This is a genomic window from Hydrosulfovibrio ferrireducens (genome assembly GCF_046883345.1).
Lineage (GTDB): Bacteria > Desulfobacterota > Desulfobulbia > Desulfobulbales > Desulfurivibrionaceae > Thiovibrio > Thiovibrio ferrireducens.
The window spans coordinates 176648-198456 of the sequence record NZ_JALKCW010000025.1 but is presented as its reverse complement, the minus strand read 5'-3'; the positions used below and the strand labels follow the sequence as shown (position 1 = coordinate 198456).

The window sequence follows — 21809 nt, the reverse complement described above, 5'->3', positions numbered from 1 at the left end:
CTTTTGATACTCATTCAAGTACCAAAATACCACATCTCGCCGGGAAAAACAAATCTCTTTCCGTTTTCTGATTAACAGGCCTTTGCCTTGTGCAGTCGGTGGATACCGCCCTGCCGATTGTTCGCCGCAGTCTCTTACGGATGCCCCATCTGGTCTGCCAACGGGTAGTAGCTCTTAAAAATTTCCAGAGGGATTGCCGATTGCCAATGGCCGGTTATGTTGGCCACCGCCCAAACGATGAAAAAGAGAGCAAGAACCCCCAGCGGCAGGAGCCACGCCGGCAGTTTTCCGCCACCGTAGGTTGAAACCTGCAGGCAGTTGCTGACCGGGCAGGTAGCCACGCATTCCAGGCAACCCAGGCATTCGGGATTGGTCACGACGGTATGCTCGGCCACCCGGATTGAGCCGGGACAGACCTTCTCGCACCTCTTGCAGTTGATGCAGGTTTGCTCGTCCCGGCTGATCCGCAACGGACCAAACCAGGCGAGAATACCCATGAGCGCCCCGTAAGGGCAGAGATAGCGGCACCAGAAATTGCGCAGAAAAAAAGAGGCTCCGACCAGGATACTCAGCACCCAGATGGTCGTTGTGGTCGGGGCAATGAAAAAGAGCAGCATCCGGGCATCCACCACCAGGTTGTACGGGGTGCTGGAGAAGGCCTCGATGGCGGCCAGGTCCATCTTCGCCAGGATAAGCCAGGAGAAGAAGGCCAGCAGGAGGTATTTGAGGCTGAGCAGGGGATAGTCGAGCCAGTCCGGCGGAGTCAAAAGCATTTTCAGCCGCCGGGCAACCCGTTCGACCACATGGGAGACAAAGCCCACGGGACAGATCCAGCCGCAGAAGCCCTTTCTAAAAAAAATGGCGATCAGCAGGGCGGCGATGAAGAGCGTCAAGGCGGCCGGGTGGATGCGGTCATAGATTCCGGTAAGCAGGAAGCGTTTGAGACTGACCAGGCCGCTGATGGGCAGAAAGCCCTCGACCGCCGGCGGACGCGCCACAAAAGTCGCTGAATTGCCGAGGGTCCATTGATAGAACTGATAAAAACGGTACCCAGCGTAGAGACAGGTCAGCAAAAAAGCGGATTGCACCAGCAGCCGCAGGGTGTGTAAATCAATACGGAACCGGTCCGCCGGTTCTTTCTGCCTGGAACGCATTGCCATCTCCTTGAAAAAAACTGGGGGAGTTTTGCTTCCTTGACCAAACACCTTTCAACATCCTATCAATCGGCACTCATTCAACCGGAGGCGACGGCGGTTGCATCGGCTCAGGCAGCCAACCCCTTGATGATGGCCCGCAGGAAGGCGGGCAGGTCGTCGGGGGTGCGGCTGGTGATAAGATTGCCGTCCACCACCACCTCCTGGTCCAGGTATGTGGCGCCGGCATGCACCAGATCAGCCTTGATGGCAAAGAAGCCGGTGACGCTCCTGCCGTTCAGCACCTCGGCCGAGGCCAGCATCCAGCCGGCATGGCAGATGGCGGCGACAACCTTGCCGGCTTCCGCCATATCCTTGACCAGCTTGACCATGGCCGGATGGCGGCGCATATGGTCCGGGGCGTAGCCGCCGGGGATGACCAGACCGTCGAAATCATCGGCCCGCACCTCCTTGATGCCCGCATCGGCGGTGGCCTTGATGCCGGCGGCGCCGCTATAGCTCATGCCGCCCTCCGGGCCGACCACCGTCACCTGGGCGCCGGCCTCCTTGAGGCGATAGTAGGGGTACCAGAATTCGCGGTCGTTATAGGTCTCCTCCACCAGCAGTATTACCTTCTTGCCCTCCAGTTCCATGCGGCACCTCCTTATGTTATGGGTCGTGCGGAATGCTTAGTTATATCATGAAACCATGGTCATGCTCCTGACCCGGCGCTGAAAATGGTCAGCAGCCTCCGGTACGCCCCATTGGCCGCCGCCAGTTCCGCGTGGCTCCCCTGCTCGATGATCCTGCCCTCGGCCATGACCAGGATATGATCCGCCCTGCGGATCGTGGAAAGCCGGTGGGCGATAACGATGTTGGTCCGCCCGGCAAAGGTCGCGCCAATGGCCTGCTCGGTGAGCATCTCGCTTTCCGGGTCCACGCTGGCCGTAGCCTCGTCCAGCACCAGGATGCGCGGTTCGCGGGCGAGCACCCGGGCAAAGGCCAGCAATTGCCGCTGCCCGGCGGAAAGATCCATGCCGCCCTCGCCCACTCTGGTGGCAAGCCCCTCGGGCAACTGGCGGACAAAGCGGGCCAGTTGTGCTTTTTCCAGAATACCCCACAGGGCTTCGTCTGTTTTTTCTCCATCGAGCAGGATATTCTCCCGTATGGTGGCTGGCAGGAGAAACACATCCTGCATGACCAGCCCCACCTGGCTTCGCAGCCAGTTCGGGTCCAAAGCGCGCAGATCGACGCCGTCCAGGAGAATCGCTCCGGCGTCCGGATCGTAGAACCGCTCCAGCAGATTGATGATCGTGGTCTTGCCGCTACCGGTGGCGCCGACGATGGCCAGGGTCTGACCGGAGGGAATCTTCAAGGAGAAATTTTCCAGCACCGGATGCTCCGGCGCATAGCCGAAGCGCACCTCCTTAAACTCGATCTCGCCCTTGCCGGAAGCTGGCCTTAAGGGAGAGGCGGCCAAAGGCAGGGTCTCCTTGGAGTCGAGCAACTGAAAAATGCGCTCCGCCGAAGCCAGGGCCGACTGGACGATGGAATATTTCTGCGACAGCTCGCGCATGGGCTGAAAAAAGAGGCGCATGTAGGAGAGAAACGCCACCAGCATCCCGATGGTCATCTTCCCGGCCATGACCTGGCTGCCGCCGTACCAGAGGATGGTGCCGATGGTCAGCGCGCTCATCAGCTCGATGAGCGGCATGAACACGGCAAACACCTTGATCTGATAGAGGGCCTTGGCAAAAAATGTTTGGTTGAGCTGGGAAAATTGCGCCTGGCTGGACTCCTCGCGGCGGAAAAGCTGGATCAGCGAGACGCCGGAGAGCGATTCCTGCAAGAATGAGTTGATCTGGGCAAGATGGGTGCGGATCTGCCGAAAGGCATCGCGGGCCAACCGGCTGAACCAGAGGGTGTTGCCCACCATCAGCGGCAGGAGCAGGCAGATACCCAAGGCCAGCCGCCAGTTCATCCAAAACAAAATCCCCAGAATGCCGAGGAGTTTGACCCCGTCGTTGAACAGGGTGACGATCACCGAGGTGAACATCTCGTGCATGTTCTGGACATCGTTGGTCAGCCGGGTTACCAAACGGCCTGCGGGGTTGCGGTGAAAAAACTTCAGATCGAGATGCAGGAGATGGACAAACATCATCTGCCGCATCCGGTGCATGATCCTCTGCCCGGTCCACTCCAGAATCAGCACCTGGACAAAGTTGCCGGAAAACTCGAAGGCCATGAGGCCGCAGAAGAGAAGAGCAAGGTGCTTGAGCCCCGCAAGGCGGAACTCTGTAGCAGCGGTGGTGTTGAGGATGAAATCGTCCACAGCCAGCCGGATCAAATAGGGCAGGGCCAGGCCGCAACCCACCACGGCAAAGGAAAGGAGCACGGCCAGCAGAGCCCCGAGCCAGTAAGGCCTGCCCAAAAAAACAATCCGCCGCCACAGGCTGAGATCGCCGAACTTGCCCAGTTGGTCTTCTTCGAAATATCCGTAATTATCGTGCAATGTTGACCTTCTTGCAAAAATCCAACAAGTTCCCTCTCCCCTTGCGGGAGAGGGTTAGGGAGAGGGGGAAACAGGTAGTAGATCGGCAGGGTGCAACTTCACCCACCCCCTGCCCCCTCCCGTCGAGGGAGGGGGAATTCAATGTGGCAGAGTTTTGCCCGAGGCTCAAAGCGGCAGCTCCTCTTCGCGATGACTCTGCATCTGCTGCTGGTGATACATGGTCCGGTAAAAATCGCTGCTTGCCAGCAGCTCGGCATGGTTGCCCTGGGCCAGCAGCCGCCCTTCCTCCAGAACCATGATCCGGATCGCATCCCGCAAAGGGGCGATCCGGTGCGAGACGATGAGGCAGGTCCGCCCCGGCAGAAAATCGGCCAGGCCGGAGATGATCTCCTGCTCGGTTTCCAGATCCACGGCAGATAGGCTGTCGTCGATGATCAGCATGGGCCGGTCGAGAAGAATGGCCCGAGCCAAAGCGATGCGCTGGCGCTGGCCGCCGGAGAGCTTGACGCCCCGCTCGCCGATCCGGGTCTGGTACCCTTCGCTGAAGCCGAGGATCTCCTCGTGGATGCGGCAGATTTTAGCGGCACCCTCGATCTGCTCTTGGCTGGCCGCCGGATTGCCGAAACCGATGTTCGCGGCCACGGTGTCGGAAAAAAGCAGCACATCCTGCGGCACATAGGCCACCCGTTCGCGCACCGACCCCAGAGACAACCGATTGACATCAACGCCATTGAGAAAAATGGCGCCGTCCGCCACGGGATACTGCCGGGCCAGAAGATGGCACAGGGTGGATTTCCCCGAACCGCTCCTCCCGACCAGACCGACGATCTCCCCTGCCCGGATCGTACAACTGACCTCGGCCAGGGCCGGTTGCTCCTGGCCCTCGTATTGGAAATGGAGGGTCCGGAGGGTGATCTCCGTTTGCCCTGCGGGAAAAGCGAGGGGCTGGGGGGGATCGACCAGGGTGGGCTTGGCGTTCATGACCTCGTCCAACCGCCCCAACGAGGTGAGCCCGCGCTGGAAGAGATTGGCCACCCAGCCCACCGCCATCATGGGCCAGGTCAGGAGGTAGAGATAGGAGATAAAGGCGACAAAATCACCCACCGTGATGACGCTGCCGACCACCAACCGCCCGCCGAAAAAGATCACCAGCAGCAGACTGGTATTGCCCACCAGCCCGGAAATGGGAAACAGCGTGCCGTGCACCCTGGCCAGACGGAGGTTGTCCTGCTGATACTGGCGCCCGAGGCGGCCAAAGACCTCGGCCTGCGGCGCTTCCTGGGTGTAGGCCTTGAGCAGACGGATATTGGTGATGGTGTTGCGGGCAAATTCGGTGAGATGGGAAAACTGCTCCTGCACCTTCAAAAAACGGCGGTGCAGCCGGGCGGACAACACCCTGGTCAACACCGCCAGCAGGGGCATGGGAATGACGGCGATCAGGGTGAGCTGCGGGCTGATATAGGCCATGCAGGCCAGGGCGGCGATGCCCATGATCGCCGCGTCGGCGCAGGCGACCACGCCCATGCCCCCGGCCAACTGCACCGCGGCCAAATCATTGGTGGCCAGGGCCATGATCGCGCCCACCGGTTTCTTTTGAAAAAATGGCCGGTCCAGGGTGAGGAGATGGCGGAAAAAATCATCGCGCAGGTCGCGCTCCACCATCCGGGAAAATCCGAGAATCAGGTAGCGCCAGACAAACCGGCACGAGGCAATGCCCACGGCAAGCGCGAAGATGGCAAAAGCGCTTTGCGCCAGGGCCGTCTGGCTGGCCGCTCCCTGGGACAAAAGATCCACCGCCCGTTTCACCAGCCGGGGGATGCCCAGTTGCAGAAGATCGACAATCAGCAGGGCGACAAGCCCGCCGACAAGGCGGAAGGAATACCGCCGGACAAAGGGGCGGATACGTTCCAGGGGGGAGGCGACCCTCGCCCCTGGAACATCGCTCTGCATCTCGCCCGGTCTCATTTGGAATTCATCCGCCAGACCCCGTCCCAGGCAAGGGGCGGATTGGCCAGCATTTCCCGGCAACGGGCGGCATAGCGTCCGGCCACCACATCGTCCGCCCCCATATCCTGGAAGGCTTCCCTGGCCTTGGCAACCTCGCCCTGGTAATACAGGGCAAGCGCCGCGGCGAAACGATCACGCAGCGTCCGTCTCGCATCGCCCGGAGCAAGGGGCTCGAACACGGTGATGGGCTCCTTGCGCCCCACCACCCCAACCCTGGCGATCTCCCGCACCGTTATGCCCGCGGGCAACTGGCGGCAACACGATTCGGAGATGAGGATCTGGGTGTCGAATTCCTTGTTGACCCCCTCCAGCCGGGCCGCGACATTGGCGTTGTCGCCCAAAATGGAGTAATCGAAGCGTTGACTGGAGCCGAGATTACCCACCACCACCGGCCCGGTGTTGATGCCGATCCGCATGAACAGGTCGCAGCCGAACCGCGCCTTGAAGTCCGGCCGCAGCTCGGCCAGCCGCTCCTGGCAGCGCAGGGCGGCCTGCACCGCGCGGCCGGCATGATCGGCCTGGGAAAGCGGCGCGTTCCAAAAGGCGATGATGGCGTCTCCCTCATACTTGTCGATGGTTCCGCCCGAAGCCAGGATAATGTCGGTCATGGCGGAGAGATATTCGTTCAGGAGCAAGGTGAGGCGCTCCGGCTCCAAACGCTCGGACATCCCGGTGAATCCGGCCAGATCGGAAAAGAAGATGGAGAGCTCCCGCTTCTCGCCCCCCAAGCGTAGCCGCTCGGGGTTTGCCACCAATTGGTCGATCACGGTGGGATGGAGATACTGGCTGAAGGCGCGCTTGATGTAACGCTTTTTCCGCCCTTCGGTGGCGAAGTTGAACACCACTCCGCTGATCAGGGCAAGCAGCACCGCCGTGGCCTGGACAGCAACAGGCAGCCAGAGTCCTTTCCCATAGGCAATAAAGCCTGCAACAAAGGGCAAGGGGAGCAGGAGGACAAAGGCCAGGGAGGATTGCCAGGCGTTGCGGCAAAAAAGAATGATCATTGCGGCCAGCACCCCGAAGAACAGGGTCAGGAATACCGCCAGCCAGACCGGGCTGTCGCGGAGAAAATCCTGGGACAGCAGGTTGTCCAGCATGGTGGCGTGGATCTCGACCCCCGGATAGACCCCGTCAATGGGAATGGCCCGCAGATCATACAGCCCCGGCGCAGTCATGCCCAGAAAAACATACGTGTCCTTGAATTCGGCCGGATCGATGACCGGGATTTCCCCGGCGGCAAGCTGCAGCTCGGACTGCACCACCGCAGCCAGGGAGATGGTTGTGACCGTGCCCGATGCCCCCCTGAAATTGAGGATGGACTGCCCGGTTTCATCGAGGGGCACACCGAGTTCCCCCACTTGGAGGTGTTTTTTGCCAAGCGACAGGGGAACCGGGCCGGGGAGGGAAGCAAGATAGGCGGCCAGGGCCAGGGAAGGCACGGGTTGGCCGGCGAGGGTGACAAAGAGGGGTGCTCTGCGGAACACCCCGTCCGGATCGGGACGGGTGCTGATATTGGCCAACATTGCGCTGCTTGCGGCCAGTTCAGGCACCGGCATGGTCACCGACTGGGGCAGCACCGGCGCGCGGCTTCCGGCGAGCCACTGGGAAAAGCCGGAAATGGTGAGCACGGAAGGGGCTGAGCCATTCTCCGCCTGCCCCTGTCCGGGAGGCGCAAGGGTGCAACTGAGCACCACCGGCCCGTTTTCCCGCATGGCCAGGGCCAGGGCTTGATCATCGCCCACGCCGTGTACCGACGGTTCGCTGAACAGCATATCAAAGGCGACCACCCGAACCCCGGCCCGTTTGCAAAAGGCGAGGAGCGTGGCATACGCCTCCCTCGGCCAGGGCCAGGAGAGGTTGTTTTCCTTGCGGCCCCAGTCCAGGCTTTTCTGGTCAAGGGCGATGATCCGCAAGCGGCTGGTGGCCGCAGCCGGTTGGGCAAAATGGGCAACCCGCCACTGCCAGGCCGCATGCTCGAAACCGGTGAGCGCGCCCTGCTGCCAGAGAAAAAACGCCATCGCACAGACGATCAGCCCGAGGGTAAGCCCGGTACAACCTTTCTTGATCACGTCAGATGCTGCCCAGAAGGCGCTGGAACCGTTGCTGCCGCAGGGCCATGCCGGTTGGGGTCTTGACTCCGGCAAGCTGGGGTGCAAGGTCGGCCATCCGGTCCGCCGGGTCGGGATGGGTCTTGGCGAAATCAAGCCCCTGCGGGTTGAGCCGCTGCTTCATCTCGCCAAGCATCCCAACCAGGGCCCGCTGGTCATAGCCGGCCCGGCCGAGAATCTCCAGGGCCGCGACATCGGCCTCCCGTTCAAAGGCCCGGGAATAGCCGCTGTTGACCAGGGTTGCGGTGACATCGTGGATGGAATCCTCGAATATTCCGGTGAGTTGCGCCAGTTGCACCCCTCCGGCCTGCTTGGCCCCTTCCGTGGCCATGATGGAAAAAGCGCTGGTCAGCCTGCTGGTCTTGATGGCCTGCAGCCCGTGCTTTAGTTGAATATGGGCGATTTCATGGGCCAGCACCGCGGCCAGGGTGTCCTCGTCCTTACAGCAGCGCAGCATGCCCCGGCTGATAAAGATCAAGCCTCCCGGCGCGGCAAAGGCGTTGATCCCCTCATCCTCCAGGAGGACAAAATGATAGCCGCCGTAGGTTTCCGGCATGTCGGAGACCCTGGCCAGGGACTGGCCGACCAGATTGAGGTACTGCACGGTCTGGGGGTCGGTGCGGGGCTGGTATTTCCCCAGCAGGGTGGCGCCCACCGCGCGGCCCACATAGTATTCCTGCTCCGGAGTGATATCGGTGAAGGCCTTTTCCAGGGCCACGGCGGTTTTCTTGAGCGCGCCCACCTGGGACTCGCTGAGCCTAAACCCGCCCACCTGGACCGCTCCGAGGCCGTCAATCACATCGGTGGTCTTGCACCCGGCAACCAGCACCGGGCAAGCGCAAAGCAACACAACCGCGAGGAGAAAGGTTCGTTTATTTGCCATGGCCGGCGCCTCCCTCTGGGCTCTGCAAGCCGCCCTTGGCAAGGAATTCCCGCATGGCCTCGGGACTCACCTGAATCCGCTCCATCCAATCCACCGAGGCATAATCGAGATTCTTGCCCCTGGCCTTGTACTCGGCCTCCACCTGCGCATTGAAGCCCTTGCCGCCCAGGGCCAATTCATCCTCCGAGGCTCCACCCCCAAGCCGCTCTCCGGGCTTTAGGGTAATGGGCTTGGCGATGAGGCTGGCGCTGTGCATCCAGCCTTCCCGCCCTTGCCGTTGATCCCGCACCTTGAACCAAAGGCCTTGCTCCGCCAGCACGTTCACCCGCTCACCATAGCCGAGGGTGGCAATGATCTTCCCGAATGGCATGGGGGAAACCCTTACCGCGCCCTGCCGCACGGCGACGCTCCTCCAGCCCTGCCCGGCCCAAACAGCCGTGGCGGCAAGGGAGAGCACCAGAACCAATACTAGCTGTATCCGGAGGCCCATGATGTTTTTCCTGAAAAAATTTGCTGTTTTGAACAACGGCCACTGCTCATCCTAGCACAGGAAATTCCCCGAGACAATGGGACAGCAAGTCATTTTTTCCGGTTGAACCATGCCGGAACATATTCCTTTTTTCCGCTACACCACAGCTTGCAATCCACTCCCTGTTCCCCTAAACTATTTTTATTTCCTTACGCGAGGCACGCAGACTCATGCTCCGCGGCAAGGAACACACATGCTCCCGGCCCGCATGCCAAAATAGGGGTTGAAAACAATAATTATAATTACTATATAATGGGCAACTAAAATTGCCTCGTTGTCACAGACACCCGCAATCCTTTGTCCACAGGCCAATTCTATCCCCTCTCTGGAGCAGACCGATGAATTTTGCACATTTTTCCCTGGCCAAAAAACTGGCAGCGGGCTTTGGCTTGCTGGTTCTTCTTTCCACCATCGGCGCAAGCTTTGCCGTGTTCAAATCCTCGCAGATGGTGACCTCCGTCAAAGACCTGGAAAACACCCATCTTCCCTTGGCCTATCTGGGCGGCGACCTGGCCCTTTTGGTCAGCCGCCAGCAGCTTGCCGCGGCAAACTTCGTCATCCACAAGGACGCTGCCTACCGGGATCGCTTCGACAGCCTGGATAAAGAAGCGGACGAAACCTTTGGACGCGTCCGCACAACCATTCAGGCAGACGAAGAATTGGTGCAGGCTGGCTGGCTTGAGAAGATCGAGACCATCGTTCAGTTGCACGACACGCTGGCCCCGGCCGGCCGGGAGATGATGGACGCGGCCCAGGCGGAAAACCCTGCCCTGCTCTCGGAAAAGGCAGAAGCCGAGGAGGCGGCAGGGGACAAGATCCGCGAGGCCATCTCCGGATTCGGTGCAATCAACACCACCGAAGGGGAACATGTCGCCAACCAGGCCCTTACCGAAGGCCGCACGCTCCAGACCCTGATGATCCTCATTGCCATCGGCATCTTCATCGGCGGCTGCGCCCTGACCTTTGTCATCACCCGCGGCATCACCGTACCCCTGAGAAAAGCAATCAACGGGCTGACCGCGGGCGCCAATCATATCTCCGCCGCATCCGGGCAGGTGGCGAGCGCAGGCCAACAACTGGCGGAAGGCGCCACCGAACAGGCGGCCGCCCTTGAAGAAACCTCCGCCTCCATGGAAGAGATTTCCGCCATGACCAAAAACAGCTCGGACAACGCCCTTGAGGCCAACACGGTGATGAGCGAAGTAAACAGTGTCGCCAACCAGGCGGCCGCCTCCATGCAGCAACTCACCTCCGCCATGGGCGAAATCTCCGTCGCCAGCGAGAAGACTTCCAAAATCATCAAAACCATCGATGCAATCGCCTTCCAGACCAACTTGCTCGCCCTCAATGCCGCCGTGGAAGCGGCCCGCGCCGGCGAGGCCGGAGCCGGCTTTGCCGTGGTGGCCAACGAGGTTCGCAGCCTGGCCATGCGCGCCGCGGAGGCGGCTCGGGAAACCGCGGATCTCATCGAACAAACGGTACACAAGGTCCAAGAAGGCACGGTGCTCGTTCACAAGACCAACGATGAGTTCAGCAAGGTTTCCACCGGCACCGGCAAGGTTTCGGTGTTGATCAATGAAATTTCCTCCGCAACAAAAGAGCAGACCGAAGGGGTCGGCCAGATCAACAAGGCCCTGCAGGAAATGGACACCGTGGTGCAGAGCAATGCCGCCACCGCCGAGGAATCGGCTTCCGCCTCGGAGGAACTCTTTGCCGAAAGCAACACCCTGCTCGGGCATGTCCGCGAACTGCAAACCTTGATCACCGGGGAGGGCGGACCCAGTTCCGGCGCAATGGTTTCCCAGACGCCAAGCAACCCGGCGCGCGGCAAAAACACAGGGCTCCGGCCGGCAATGCAGCAAAAACAATCACAGCCCCGCGCCATCTCGCACAGCGCAAAAAAGACGGCCAAAGAGGTAATCCCCTTTGACGAGGAAGAATTCGAGGATTTCTAAACCGGAATGAAATGGCGGGGCAACAACAGGCCCGTTACGGAAAAAAAAGCCACCGGCGCAACCGCGTCGATGGCTTTTTTTGTTGGCGATTCTACTTTAAAAACGAACAACAATAATCGGTAAGGCTTCGCACCTTCAAGCCGAACTTGGAGTGGGACGGCACCTCGAAGGATTCTCCGCCCTTGACCGTCTTCCACTCCGACGTCCCAGGCAGCAGAACCTCCAGTTCGCCGGCCATGATCTCCATGAGCTCCTTGTCCGCCGTGTTGAATTCATATTCTCCGGGCAGCATGACGCCCAGGGTCTTCTGGGAGCCGTCGGCAAACACCACCGTCCGGCTGGTGACCTTGCCGTCAAAGTAGACATTGGCTTTTTTTACGATGGTGACATTGTTGAATTCAGGCATGGGTGTGTCCTCTCTTGTCTTGCGGTTTCTCAATAAAAAAATTCCCGTCCGGAGAGAAACGGGAAGATATGATGTTCCTTCCAACCTCCTAGCTTCTTTATAACCGGGCCGGACAAATTGCAAGATTTTGTTGCGCGCCCTTTCCCATGCCCCGGATAAGAAAAAAGGCCACCCGTGGGCAGCCTTTTTCGTATACGCCTTATGTGTTTACCGGATCACATGGTGCGGCACACCCTGCCGAACCCGCCCGGGATGGTGCCCGAGGCCCAGAATGCCCTGGCCTGCTTGAAATCCATAAACCAGTAGCCGCCGGGCTTGCGCTGGTCGGCTAAAAAGATAAAGGGCTGCTCCTTGGAAAAACAGGGATGGAGATGGACGCCCTTTGCATTAACCCGCGGTTCGAGGAGGGAGAAGCTCTCTTCCATGGTGGGCAGCCGCCAATCGGAGAAGCCGGCAAAACGCTGGTCATTCAATTCCGCCACATATTTCTGCACATTGCGGATGGTGGTGAGATCGCAGCCGCCCCGCTGCCACATGAGCCCGGTGGCCCCATCGGTAACGGTGAGGCCGTCGCCGTTGTCCACCAGCAGGTTGCGGAAATTCCCCATGGGGTTGCGGCGGCTGTCGTAACAGCCGATTCTCGCCGCAAGAGTCGCAGCCTCCAATTCGCTTACCACTCCACCCGCCGCCCGCAGACGGACCGTCTCCACCGTTGGCAAGGAATCACCCTTGCGCGGAAGCCCTGTCTCCATAACCTCCTGCGGTACGGAATTGTCCACCAGCGCAATCCGGGAGGAATCCTCGCTCTCGATGATTTTTTCCAGCAGCCATTGCTTGATTCCCTCGTCAATGGCGTAGCTCTGGTCCCGCATGTCCTTGCCCTGCCGGGACACGCAATTCTTCAGCATTTCCTGCGGGCAATCGATGTGGGCAAGAATCTTGGCATGCTTAACGCCCCGCTCCATTAGGCAGAGCTTGGCGGGAGAACTCCAGTTATCGATATAAAAATAATAGTGCAGCTCCGAATTGTTGCGAATCCGTTCCTGGTCCTTGCCTCCCCAGCTCTCGAACATGGCAAAGGTATCCGAGGGGGTAAGATCCCAGTCGATCGACACAGGCTGATCACCCATACCCAACTTTTCCGCTAATCCCATGGCACACCTCCTCAGTTTTATTGTCATCTTCTCTATGGAAACGATATAATGAATGCATAATTTTAAAAGTAATAATTATTACCAATAATAATTACTGGTTTCATTCCGGGCAAGAGGAAATACGCCATGCGCAAAGAAAAAATTATCACGGGCGCCGGATACCCGCTTCCCCTGGGCTCCTTTTTGAAGCCGGAAGGGGTTAATTTCGCCATATTTTCCCGCCATGCCGAGGCCGTTACCCTGGTCTTGTTCAAGTCCGGCGCCGAGGATCCCTGCGCCGAGATCCCCCTTGACCCGAAGATCAACCGGACCGGCAACATCTGGCATATCCTGCTCCACGATCTCGACACCAATCTGCGCTATGGCTACCGCATGTCCGGCCCATACGACCCCAAGGGGGCCGGCCATTTCTTCGCCACCGAAAACCTGCTGCTCGACCCCTACGCCAAAGCCCTTACCGGCGGATCGGAGTGGGGGGTCGCTTACTGCCGCTCCGGCCTCTGCACCCCGCTGTCCACCTTTCAGCGGCGCTGCTGCATTATCGGCGACGAATTCGACTGGGAAGGCGACCGTCCCCTCAATATTCCCCTGGAAAAGAGCATCATCTACGAACTCCATGTCCGGGGCTTCACCCGGCACGAAAGCTCCGGCGCAGCCAATCCCGGCACCTACCGGGGAATAGTGGAAAAGATTCCCTATCTCAAGAAACTGGGCATTACCGCGGTGGAGCTTCTGCCGGTCACCGAGTTCAACGAGCATGAGATCACCAACGCCAACCCCTTCACCGGGGAGAGGCTGAAGAATTTCTGGGGCTACAGTCCCATCTCCTTTTTCGCGCCCAAGGCGGCTTACGCGGTCAACGGCCGCAACGGCAACCAGGTCCGGGAATTCAAGGAGATGGTCAAGGCGTTGCATAAGGCCGGGATCGAGGTGATCCTCGACGTGGTCTTCAACCACACGGCGGAGGGCGGCGGCAATGGGCCGGTGATCAGCTTCCGGGGGCTGGACAATGTCATCTACTATCTGCTGGACCCGCGGAGCCGGGAGTATCTCAATTTTTCCGGCTGCGGCAACACGGTGAACTGCAACCATCCCCTGGTGAGGCATCTTATCATGGACTGCCTGCGCTACTGGGTGATCGAGATGCATGTGGACGGCTTCCGCTTCGATCTGGCCAGCGTCCTGGGCCGCGACCAGCAGGGCAACGTGCTGAGCAACCCGCCCATGGTGGAGAAAATCGCCGAAGACCCCATCCTCGCCCACACCAAGATCATTGCCGAGGCCTGGGATGCGGCGGGCCTCTATCAGGTGGGGAGTTTTTCCACCAACCGGCGCTGGGCCGAATGGAACGGCCAGTTCCGCGATGATGTCCGCCGCTTCCTCTGCGGCCACGAGGCCATGGTCGCTCCGCTTGCTACCCGCATCGCGGGCAGCGCCGACCTCTACCAGGACGACGGCCGCTCCCCGCGCAACTCCATTAATTTCATCACCAGCCATGACGGCTTCACCCTCTACGACTTGGTCAGCTACAACAACAAACACAACCTGGCCAACGGCGAGGACAACCGGGACGGCGGCAATGATAATCTCAGTTGGAACAGCGGCAGCGAAGGACCAACGGACAACGCAACCATCACGGAACTGCGCCTCCGGAGGATCAAGACCTTTGCCGCCATCCTCATGCTCTCGCAAGGGGTGCCCATGCTGGTGGCGGGCGATGAATTCGGCCGGACCCAGCAGGGCAACAACAATGCCTACTGCCATGATAACGAGATAAGCTGGCTCAATTGGGAATTGGCCAAGCAGAACCACGGGCTGCTGCGCTTTTTTACCCGGATCATCGCTTTACGGAAAAGCCACCCCGTATTCCACCGCACCGATTTTTTCCCCGCCACGGAAGAGAACCCGGAAATCGAGTGGCAATCCACCACGCCGGGAAGACCGGACTGGTCGCCAGCCTGCAAGACCCTGGCCTTTGTCCTGCACGGAACCACCGCCGGGGTGCGGCGCGACGACGATTTTTTCGTCATGCTCAACGGCGGGCACCTTCCCGCCGACTTCATCATCCCGGCCCCGCCCGCAGGCCGATTCTGGCACGGGCTGATCGACACCAGTGCTGCATCCCCGAAGGATATCGTCAACGAAACCAAGAGCCAGCCGGTGCGGGACGCCTCAATTACCGTGGCGAATCTGGCCGCGACAATCTTTATCTCCAAACCCTGCTGAGCCAGCCATGCAGCTCCTGTTCCTCGGCGATTCCCTTGTTGAATTTCACAACTGGCAGACCTGTTTTCCCGCGCATCGGGTGGTCAACGCCGGCAGGGCCGGAGAAACCGTGGCCGGCCTGCTCGCCAACCTTCCCCGGCTTCTGCGCCGCTGCCCCGACCCGGAGCGCGTGGTTATCATGATCGGCACCAACAATCTGCTCAGGGAGGAGTATGGCTTTCTGCCCGAATACGCGGAGATCCTGGACGTTCTGGGCAGCACGCTCCCCCCGGCGCGGATTACCGTTACCAGCCTGCCGCCCATTCGGGCCGCCCATCTGGCGCCTTCCGTCGTACCCCGCCTGAATGAGGGGTTGCTCCGGCTCAGCCAACAGAAAAAAGTTGCGTTTCTGGACCTGTGCGCGGCCTTCAACACCGGGGCGCCGGACGCGGCTGCCTGCTTCGCTGAGGACGGAGTCCATTTCAGCGACCTGGGATACACCATCTGGTCTGCCTGGCTTGCCCGCGTTTTGTAACATTTCCCCTTCGAATCTTCCCGTTGTCGTACATTTTCAGATGCACTATCAGACAAATTTGTTACAATGGGTCGCCGCGCACCGCATAACGTATACCAAACCGTAAGAAAGACCCGGGAGAAGCCATGTCTGAAAACAATCGCCAGCCCATTGACCTGGCCACCCTGTACGAAATAACCCGGGCCTTGGCCTCCTCGGACGATTTGCGCAAATGCTTGGAAGAAAGCCTCACCGTGCTTGCCGCCCGCACCAGCCTTGGAAACGGCGCGGTGACCATCGCCAATCCGCTCACCGGCCAGATCGAAACCGAGGTGGCCCCAAGCATGACCGCGGAAGCCCGGAAGCGCGGAATCTATAAATTCGGCGAGGGCATCACCGGACGGGTGGTGGCCAGCGGCGCCCCCATCGTGGTGCCCCAGATCAGCCAGGAACCGCTCTTTTTGAACAAGACCCGAGCCAGGGGTGAGAAAAACCAGGAAGCCCTCTCCTTTCTCTGCGTGCCCATCAAGCACGGGGCCAGCACCATCGGCGCCCTGAGCGTGGATCGCAGCTACCACGAGGGGTTGGACTTTGAAAAGGATCTCCAGTTTCTCACCGTGCTCTCCGGCCTCATCGCCCAAACCGTGGTCCGCATCCAGGCGGTGAATCAGGAACGGGAGCGGCTGGTGCAGGAGAACACCCAGTTGCGGCGGGAGCTTTCGGAAAAATACCGGGTGGCCAGCATCGTTAGCAACTCAAACCGGATGCAGGAGGTGTTCGAGATGATCCACCGGGTGGCGGACTCCAACGCCACCATCCTGCTCCGCGGCGAATCCGGCACCGGCAAGACCATGGTGGCCAAGGCCGTGCACCACAACAGCAAGCGGGCCAAGGCCCCGTTCGTGGTGGTCAACTGCTCGGCCCTGCCGGAAACCCTGCTGGAGTCCGAACTGTTCGGCCACGAAAAAGGGGCCTTTACCGGGGCGCAGGCCGCCAAAAAGGGCCGTTTCGAATTGGCCGAAGGCGGCACCCTGTTTCTCGACGAAATCGGCGAACTGAGCCAGAGTGTGCAGGTCAAGCTGCTCAACGTGGTGCAGGACCGCGAATTCCAGCGGCTGGGCGGCATCGCCCCGATCAAATGCAATGTCCGGCTGATCACCGCCACCAACAAGGACCTGGAAAAGGCCGTGGAAGACGGTTCTTTCCGGGAAGACCTCTACTACCGGCTCAACGTCTTCCCCATCTACCTGCCCCCTCTGCGGGAACGGCGCACCGACATCATGCTCCTGGCCGACTTCTTCCTCCAAAAATACAACGAGGAAAACAACAAGCAGATCCGCCGCATCTCCACCCCGGCCATCGATCTCCTGGTCCAGTACCACTGGCCGGGCAATGTGCGGGAGCTGCAAAACTGCATCGAACGGGCGGTGCTGATCTGCGACGAGGACTCGATCAAGAGCTACCACCTGCCGCCGTCGCTGCAAACCTCCGATTCGGTGAGCGAACACGCCAACCCGGTTTCCTTTGCCGCGGCAGTGGACAATTTCGAGCGGGAGCTGATCATCGACAGCCTGAAGAAATGCCAGGGCAACCAGACCAAGGCCGCGCAACTGCTGGACACCAGCCTCAGGATCATCAACTACAAGATCGCCAAGCTCAACATCAATCCCCGCCAGTTCAAGCTCAATAAACCATAGAGGTGGGCCATGACCGTTCTCCTCCACCTCTGCTGCGGCCCCTGCACCATCTTTCCCCTCACCGCCCTGCGGGAACAGGGGTTTGCCGTGCAGGGCTATTTTCATAACCCCAATATCCATCCCTTCCGGGAGTTCAAGCAGCGGCTCGCCACCCTTGAGGATCTGGCGCGCCGGACCTCATTGCCCGTGGAGTACGAACGGGAATACGGCCTCAGGGAATATCTGCGCCGGGTGGTTTTCCACGAAGAGGATCGCTGCCCGCTCTGCTACCGGATGCGCCTTGCGGCAACGGCAAAAAAAGCCAGGGAGCTTGGAGCCGAGGCCTTCAGCACCACCCTGCTGTACAGCCGCTACCAGCGCCATGAAACCATCCGGGCACTGGGCGAAGAGCTGGCAACACAATTCGGGGTGCCGTTTTATTACGAGGATTTTCGGGTCGGCTGGCAGGAGGGGATCGACGCCAGCCTTGAGATGGGACTGTACCGCCAGCCCTACTGCGGCTGCATCTACAGCGAGCAGGAACGTTACGACAAGAAGTTCAGGAAGGGAAAAACCACAGCCTTGCTAACGGAGAGTGGGACAAGCAACGAGTAACCGTTCAGCAGTGTTGCAGATGCGCGAAAGAGGTCTGGCCGCTATACACATGGTATGCGGCCAGACCGATGACAAAGCAGATGCGGTGCTGCTGAATAGTTACTCCTTGGCAGTCCCGCCGCTGCTGCCGCCGCCGGGCAGGATGCCGAAGGCGGAGGTAAAGGTCTGCCAGTCCGGCAGCGAGAGCGTGGGCACGAACCTGCGCCAGGATTTCTCAATGCCTTTGCCGGACTTCAACTGGGCCAAGAGCTCGGTGGCCCGGGGCGTGATGCTGGCCTCGGGATAGGTGGCAAGCAGATACTCAAGCCGTCCCTGGGCCTGCTTGTCTTCATCGATGCGCAGATAGAACGTGGCAACGGAAAACTCGTGCTGGGCCAGAAAATCGCGGGCGGCCCGAATCCGGGCTGAAGCCTCCACAAAATAGGGCGACTGCGGATAGGCGCGGTTCAACCGCCCAAAGGCCTGCACCGCGTTCTGGGCGTTGCCCGGATCCCGGTCATTGGTCCCGATCTGGCTGTAATAGCACATGCCGATCTGGAACAAAACATAGGGCACCGCCTCGTTGGTCGGATGGTTGGCCTCGAACTCTTCGTACAGGATCTTGGCCTCATTGAACTTGTCCATGTAATAATTGGAATCGGCGGCCTTCAGTTCGGCCAGCAGCGCCACCTCGCTGAAGGGAAACCGGTCTTTTATCTCCACGAAACGTTTCAAGGCCGCGCTGTATTTCCCGCGGTTGAAGTCGGCCATCCCCTCCATGGCCAGGGCTTCCGGGGTTTCCTGCACAGTGGCGCCCTCGCCAAAACCAACCCAGCCCAACATGGTGTCAAGGGTCGCACAGCCGCTGAGCCCAGCGGCCGGGATACTCATGACAAGAGCCAGAACACAGGTCCGAAAAAACCGACTATTCCGTTGTGAAAAAATCATGTCCCGCTCATCCATTTCAGCAAAAAGAGAAAAGGCCCGGCATACTCGAACCGGGCCCGAAAACCATCATGAATCACGCCGGAGACTAAAGAGCCTTTTCGATCATGGCCTTGAGCTGCTGCTTGCCCACCGCGCCGGTCACCTGGTCGGCAACCTCCCCCCCCTTGAAAAGAATCAGGGTGGGAATGGCCCGAATCCCGTATTTGCCGGGAGTAACAGGATTATCATCGACATTCATCTTGCCGATCTTGACCTTGCCCTCGAACTCGGCGGCCAGCTCATCGATAACCGGGCCGATCGCCTTGCAGGGTCCGCACCACGGCGCCCAAAAATCCAAGAGAAACGGAGTCTCGGACTGCAGGGCTTTTGCGCTGAAATCGCCGTCGGAAACCTGGATAACCTTGTCGCTCGCCATAATTTTCTCCTTTTATTTCATGGGGATAATTGTATTCAGAGTGTAATTACCTCATCTTACAAAGGGAACCGGGTGCTGACAAGGAAAATCTTGTGTGCTCCCGCCTCCCCCAGCGAGAGAAAAGGGCAAAAGCCGCACCTCCTTCTTGACAACCAACAGGCAGTCGCTATATGGTTATCACCATGCGTACACGAACCTGCCCCTTCTGCAAGGAAGATATCCATTTCCAGGCCCTGGTCTGCCGCTATTGCACCCGAGACCTGCCGCCCTTGACGCAGCGCCACAGGAAAAACTCCCCTGGCTGGCTGGCGGCGATCGCCGCGGCGGGAATCATCGTCAGCGGCGCGACCTTTCTCGCCGTCGAGTTCCTGCGGGAACGGAAAAACTGGCTCACGGACCAGCCCCGGCGACCAGCACCGCAAACCCAGCCTGACTGACCAGCCCGGGCTGGGAGTGCTCCATCTCCCGTAACGCTTCCGGCGCTTGCCTCAGAGTGGAGCGTCTTTCCTCCACCACAAACCCGCACTCGGCCAGACACCCCTCCGCCTCGCTCGGATCATACACTGTGGCATGTTGATAGAACGGATGCCCTTCCTGCTTTTTTTGCCGGAGCATCCTCCCCCACGGGCTGTCGGCCACAATGAGACCCAGCACCAGATGCCCGCCGGGCTTGAGCACCCGTCGGCATTCGCGCAGCACCGGGCAGGGATCGGCCAGGAAACAAAAGGTGAAGAGCAGCAGCACCGTTCGCAGGCTCTCTTCGGCGTAGGGCAGCGCCTCCCCCACCGCCTGACTCACCAGCACCCCCCGTTTTTTGGCAAACGCCAGCGGAGCAAGGGCCGGATCGATTCCGAACTCCACCCCCAGTGCCTCGGCAAAGCGGCCCGGACCGACGCCGACCTCCAGCTTCGGGCTCGCAAGCGGCGTTGTCAGTTCCTTTAGCGCGGCGCGCTCAATGGCAAAGAGCAGGCTCCCCTCAAACCAGGCGTCATACTCCTCGGCCCGCTCGTCAAAGACCTGGGCTGCCTGGTGCCAGAGCGTCTTTTTTCCCATCCTGCCCTCCCACTCCTTGAGCCTTTAGCCTTGAACCTTGGGCCTGCCCCTCTGGCCCGGTTGTTTCCTTTTCCGGAAATAATGGTTATGCTTACTTCCATCCGTTTCTGTTGAGCAAGAAAAAAAATCATCCCCTCCAACCCCCGGACACCCTTGCCCATGCTGGCTGAAAAAAAATCCCCCTTTCGGCAATCGCTCGTTACCCCCGCCCAATTCACCATCACCCTCGAACTGGTGCCCAGCCGGGGAGGACACAGCCGGGAACACGATCGCACCCTGGAACTTGCCGAAAAACTGGCCCGCGACCCGCGCATCCAGGCGGTGAGCATCACCGAAAACGCTGGCGGCCAGGCCGCCTTGTCGCCGGAGGTTCTGGGCCGCGAGATCCAGCAGATGGGCCTTGACGTCATTGTCCATTTTTCCAGCAAGGACAAGAACCGCAACCAGATGGAAAGCCTGCTCTTTGCCTGGGACCGCCTGGGCATCCGCGACCTGCTGGTGATCACCGGCGATTATCCGCAGGAAGGCTACCAGGGCTGCCCCAAACCGGTCTTTGACCTCGGCTCGGTGCATGTCCTGGACCTCATCTCCCGGATGAACAAGGGCAACTACGGCCCGGACCGGGGCAAGGGCGCGATCCAACCCACCTCGTTTCTCATGGGCGTGGCCCTCTCCCCCTTCAAGCGGCTGGAAGCGGAGCTGCTGATGCAGTACGCCAAGCTCCACCGCAAAGCCGAGCAAGGCGCGGACTATATCATCACCCAGGTCGGCTACGATGCCCGCAAATTCCACGAATTGCTCCAGTATGTCCAACAGAGCAACCTGAACCTGCCGGTGCTGGGCAATGTCTTTATCCCCAACCTCACGGTGGCCGCCCTGATGCACACCGGAAAAATCCCCGGCTGCATCATCACCGACAGGCTCTACGGTGAAATACGCCGCGAGGCAACAAGCCCGGACAAGGGCAAGCAGGCCCGGCTGCTGCGGGGGGCGAAGCTGCTGGCCATCCTCAAGGGGTTGGGCTATGCGGGCGCCCATCTCGGCGGGCCTGGGCTTACCTATGAAAACATCGACTATCTCCTCTCCACCGCCGATTCCCTTGCCGGGAACTGGCAGGATTTGGTCCCGGAGATGGATTACTGGCACCAGGACGGCTTTTATCTCTACACAAAGGATGCGGCGACCGGCCTCAACACGACGGAGCCCGCGCCCCGCGACGAGAGGCAAGCAGGGCTGCAGGTCAATTACCGGATGGCCCGGCTCGTCCACAACCTGGCATTCACCAAGGACGCACCCCTCTACCCGGCGTGCAAAAAAATCTGCCTTGCCCTGGAAGGCGGTGGGCTGGATAACGGACTCACCCACCTGGAACACGTGACCAAATTTCTCCTCTTCGGCTGCCAGAACTGCGGGGACTGCACCCTGGGCGACCTCGCCTTTGTCTGCCCGCAAGCCGGCTGCGCCAAATATCTGCTCAACGGCCCCTGCGGCGGCAGCCGCGACGGCTGGTGCGAGGTGTACCCCGGCAAGAAGCGCTGCCTCTACGTGCGGGTATACGAACGCCTTGCCGCTCACGGCCTGCCGGAATCCATGCAAAGGGGTTTTGTCCCCCCGCGCAACTGGGCGCTCAACAACACCTCCTCCTGGCTTAATTTTTTCCGAGGGCTGGACCATGCCGGGGAAAGCCAAAAATAGTCGCGCCAAAAAAATATTTCCC

The 21809-nt window shown here is 60.1% G+C and carries 18 protein-coding genes and 1 pseudogene; 7 read left to right on the top strand and 12 right to left on the bottom strand.

What is annotated here, in order from left to right:
- Nucleotides 1-134: 134 nt before the first annotated feature.
- The 7 genes from MWR57_RS13090 to MWR57_RS13060 all read right to left on the bottom strand — a co-directional run bounded on the left by MWR57_RS13090 (nt 135) and on the right by MWR57_RS13060 (nt 9133).
- A complete protein-coding gene (locus MWR57_RS13090) occupies nt 135-1154 on the bottom strand; it encodes a 4Fe-4S binding protein (protein ID WP_423125271.1) in 1020 nt (339 codons plus the stop codon).
- A gap of 110 nt (nt 1155-1264) precedes the next feature.
- A complete protein-coding gene (locus MWR57_RS13085) occupies nt 1265-1786 on the bottom strand; it encodes a type 1 glutamine amidotransferase domain-containing protein (protein WP_423125270.1) in 522 nt (173 codons plus the stop codon).
- Between the two features lie 59 nt (nt 1787-1845).
- A complete protein-coding gene (locus MWR57_RS13080; protein ID WP_423125269.1) occupies nt 1846-3645 on the bottom strand; it encodes an ABC transporter ATP-binding protein in 1800 nt (599 codons plus the stop codon).
- Between the two features lie 165 nt (nt 3646-3810).
- A complete protein-coding gene (locus tag MWR57_RS13075; protein WP_423125268.1) occupies nt 3811-5595 on the bottom strand; it encodes an ABC transporter ATP-binding protein in 1785 nt (594 codons plus the stop codon).
- A gap of 11 nt (nt 5596-5606) precedes the next feature.
- Nucleotides 5607-7721: a CHASE2 domain-containing protein gene (locus tag MWR57_RS13070; protein WP_423125267.1), complete on the bottom strand. Its 2115-nt coding sequence runs from the start codon at nt 7719-7721 to the stop codon at nt 5607-5609.
- A 1-nt stretch (nt 7722) separates the two neighbouring features.
- On the bottom strand, nt 7723-8643 hold the full coding sequence (locus MWR57_RS13065) for a M48 family metalloprotease (RefSeq protein ID WP_423125266.1): 921 nt from the start codon (nt 8641-8643) through the stop codon (nt 7723-7725).
- A complete protein-coding gene (locus MWR57_RS13060; protein WP_423125265.1) occupies nt 8633-9133 on the bottom strand; it encodes an SH3 domain-containing protein in 501 nt (166 codons plus the stop codon). Before MWR57_RS13060 ends, MWR57_RS13065 begins: the two co-directional genes overlap by 11 nt.
- A 1019-nt stretch (nt 9134-10152) precedes the next feature.
- Between MWR57_RS13060 and MWR57_RS14460 the strand changes: the two are divergent.
- Nucleotides 10153-10854: pseudogene (locus MWR57_RS14460) on the top strand (methyl-accepting chemotaxis protein); the annotation flags it as partial.
- 364 nt (nt 10855-11218) lie between these two features.
- Here the strand turns inward: MWR57_RS14460 and ppnP are convergent.
- Together ppnP and MWR57_RS13045 are read right to left on the bottom strand one after the other, a co-directional pair.
- Nucleotides 11219-11533: a pyrimidine/purine nucleoside phosphorylase gene (gene ppnP / locus MWR57_RS13050; RefSeq protein ID WP_423125263.1), complete on the bottom strand. Its 315-nt coding sequence runs from the start codon at nt 11531-11533 to the stop codon at nt 11219-11221.
- Nucleotides 11534-11748: 215 nt separating this feature from the next.
- Nucleotides 11749-12687, bottom strand: coding sequence for an Lcl C-terminal domain-containing protein (locus MWR57_RS13045; protein ID WP_423125262.1), 939 nt, complete (start codon nt 12685-12687; stop codon nt 11749-11751).
- A 126-nt stretch (nt 12688-12813) separates the two neighbouring features.
- On the opposite strand from MWR57_RS13045, the gene glgX reads away from it, so the two are divergent.
- The 4 genes from glgX to MWR57_RS13025 all read left to right on the top strand — a co-directional run bounded on the left by glgX (nt 12814) and on the right by MWR57_RS13025 (nt 17697).
- A complete protein-coding gene (gene glgX, locus MWR57_RS13040) occupies nt 12814-14913 on the top strand; it encodes a glycogen debranching protein GlgX (protein ID WP_423125261.1) in 2100 nt (699 codons plus the stop codon).
- Nucleotides 14914-14920: 7 nt separating this feature from the next.
- A complete protein-coding gene (locus MWR57_RS13035; RefSeq protein WP_423125260.1) occupies nt 14921-15427 on the top strand; it encodes a GDSL-type esterase/lipase family protein in 507 nt (168 codons plus the stop codon).
- A gap of 125 nt (nt 15428-15552) precedes the next feature.
- Entirely contained in the window at nt 15553-17103 is a 1551-nt protein-coding gene (locus MWR57_RS13030; protein ID WP_423125259.1) for a sigma 54-interacting transcriptional regulator, read from the top strand.
- 9 nt (nt 17104-17112) lie between these two features.
- The gene (locus tag MWR57_RS13025) at nt 17113-17697 is read left to right on the top strand and encodes an epoxyqueuosine reductase QueH (RefSeq protein WP_423125258.1); all 585 of its coding nucleotides are present in this window, start codon (nt 17113-17115) and stop codon (nt 17695-17697) included.
- 99 nt (nt 17698-17796) lie between these two features.
- Here MWR57_RS13025 and MWR57_RS13020 read toward each other — a convergent pair whose 3' ends face one another.
- Both MWR57_RS13020 and trxA read right to left on the bottom strand, forming a co-directional pair.
- The gene (locus MWR57_RS13020) at nt 17797-18567 is read right to left on the bottom strand and encodes an outer membrane protein assembly factor BamD (protein ID WP_423125257.1); all 771 of its coding nucleotides are present in this window, start codon (nt 18565-18567) and stop codon (nt 17797-17799) included.
- Between the two features lie 142 nt (nt 18568-18709).
- The gene (gene trxA / locus MWR57_RS13015; protein WP_423125256.1) at nt 18710-19039 is read right to left on the bottom strand and encodes a thioredoxin; all 330 of its coding nucleotides are present in this window, start codon (nt 19037-19039) and stop codon (nt 18710-18712) included.
- A gap of 182 nt (nt 19040-19221) precedes the next feature.
- Between trxA and MWR57_RS13010 the strand changes: the two genes are divergently transcribed.
- Entirely contained in the window at nt 19222-19476 is a 255-nt protein-coding gene (locus MWR57_RS13010; protein ID WP_423125255.1) for a hypothetical protein, read from the top strand.
- On the opposite strand, the gene MWR57_RS13005 is transcribed toward MWR57_RS13010, so the two are convergent.
- A complete protein-coding gene (locus MWR57_RS13005; RefSeq protein WP_423125254.1) occupies nt 19430-20092 on the bottom strand; it encodes a class I SAM-dependent methyltransferase in 663 nt (220 codons plus the stop codon). The genes MWR57_RS13010 and MWR57_RS13005 overlap by 47 nt on opposite strands.
- Before the next feature lie 159 nt (nt 20093-20251).
- Here MWR57_RS13005 and MWR57_RS13000 point away from each other — a divergent pair, with 159 nt between their 5' ends.
- Nucleotides 20252-21787: a methylenetetrahydrofolate reductase C-terminal domain-containing protein gene (locus tag MWR57_RS13000; RefSeq protein ID WP_423125253.1), complete on the top strand. Its 1536-nt coding sequence runs from the start codon at nt 20252-20254 to the stop codon at nt 21785-21787.
- The last annotated feature ends 22 nt before the right edge of the window (nt 21788-21809 follow it).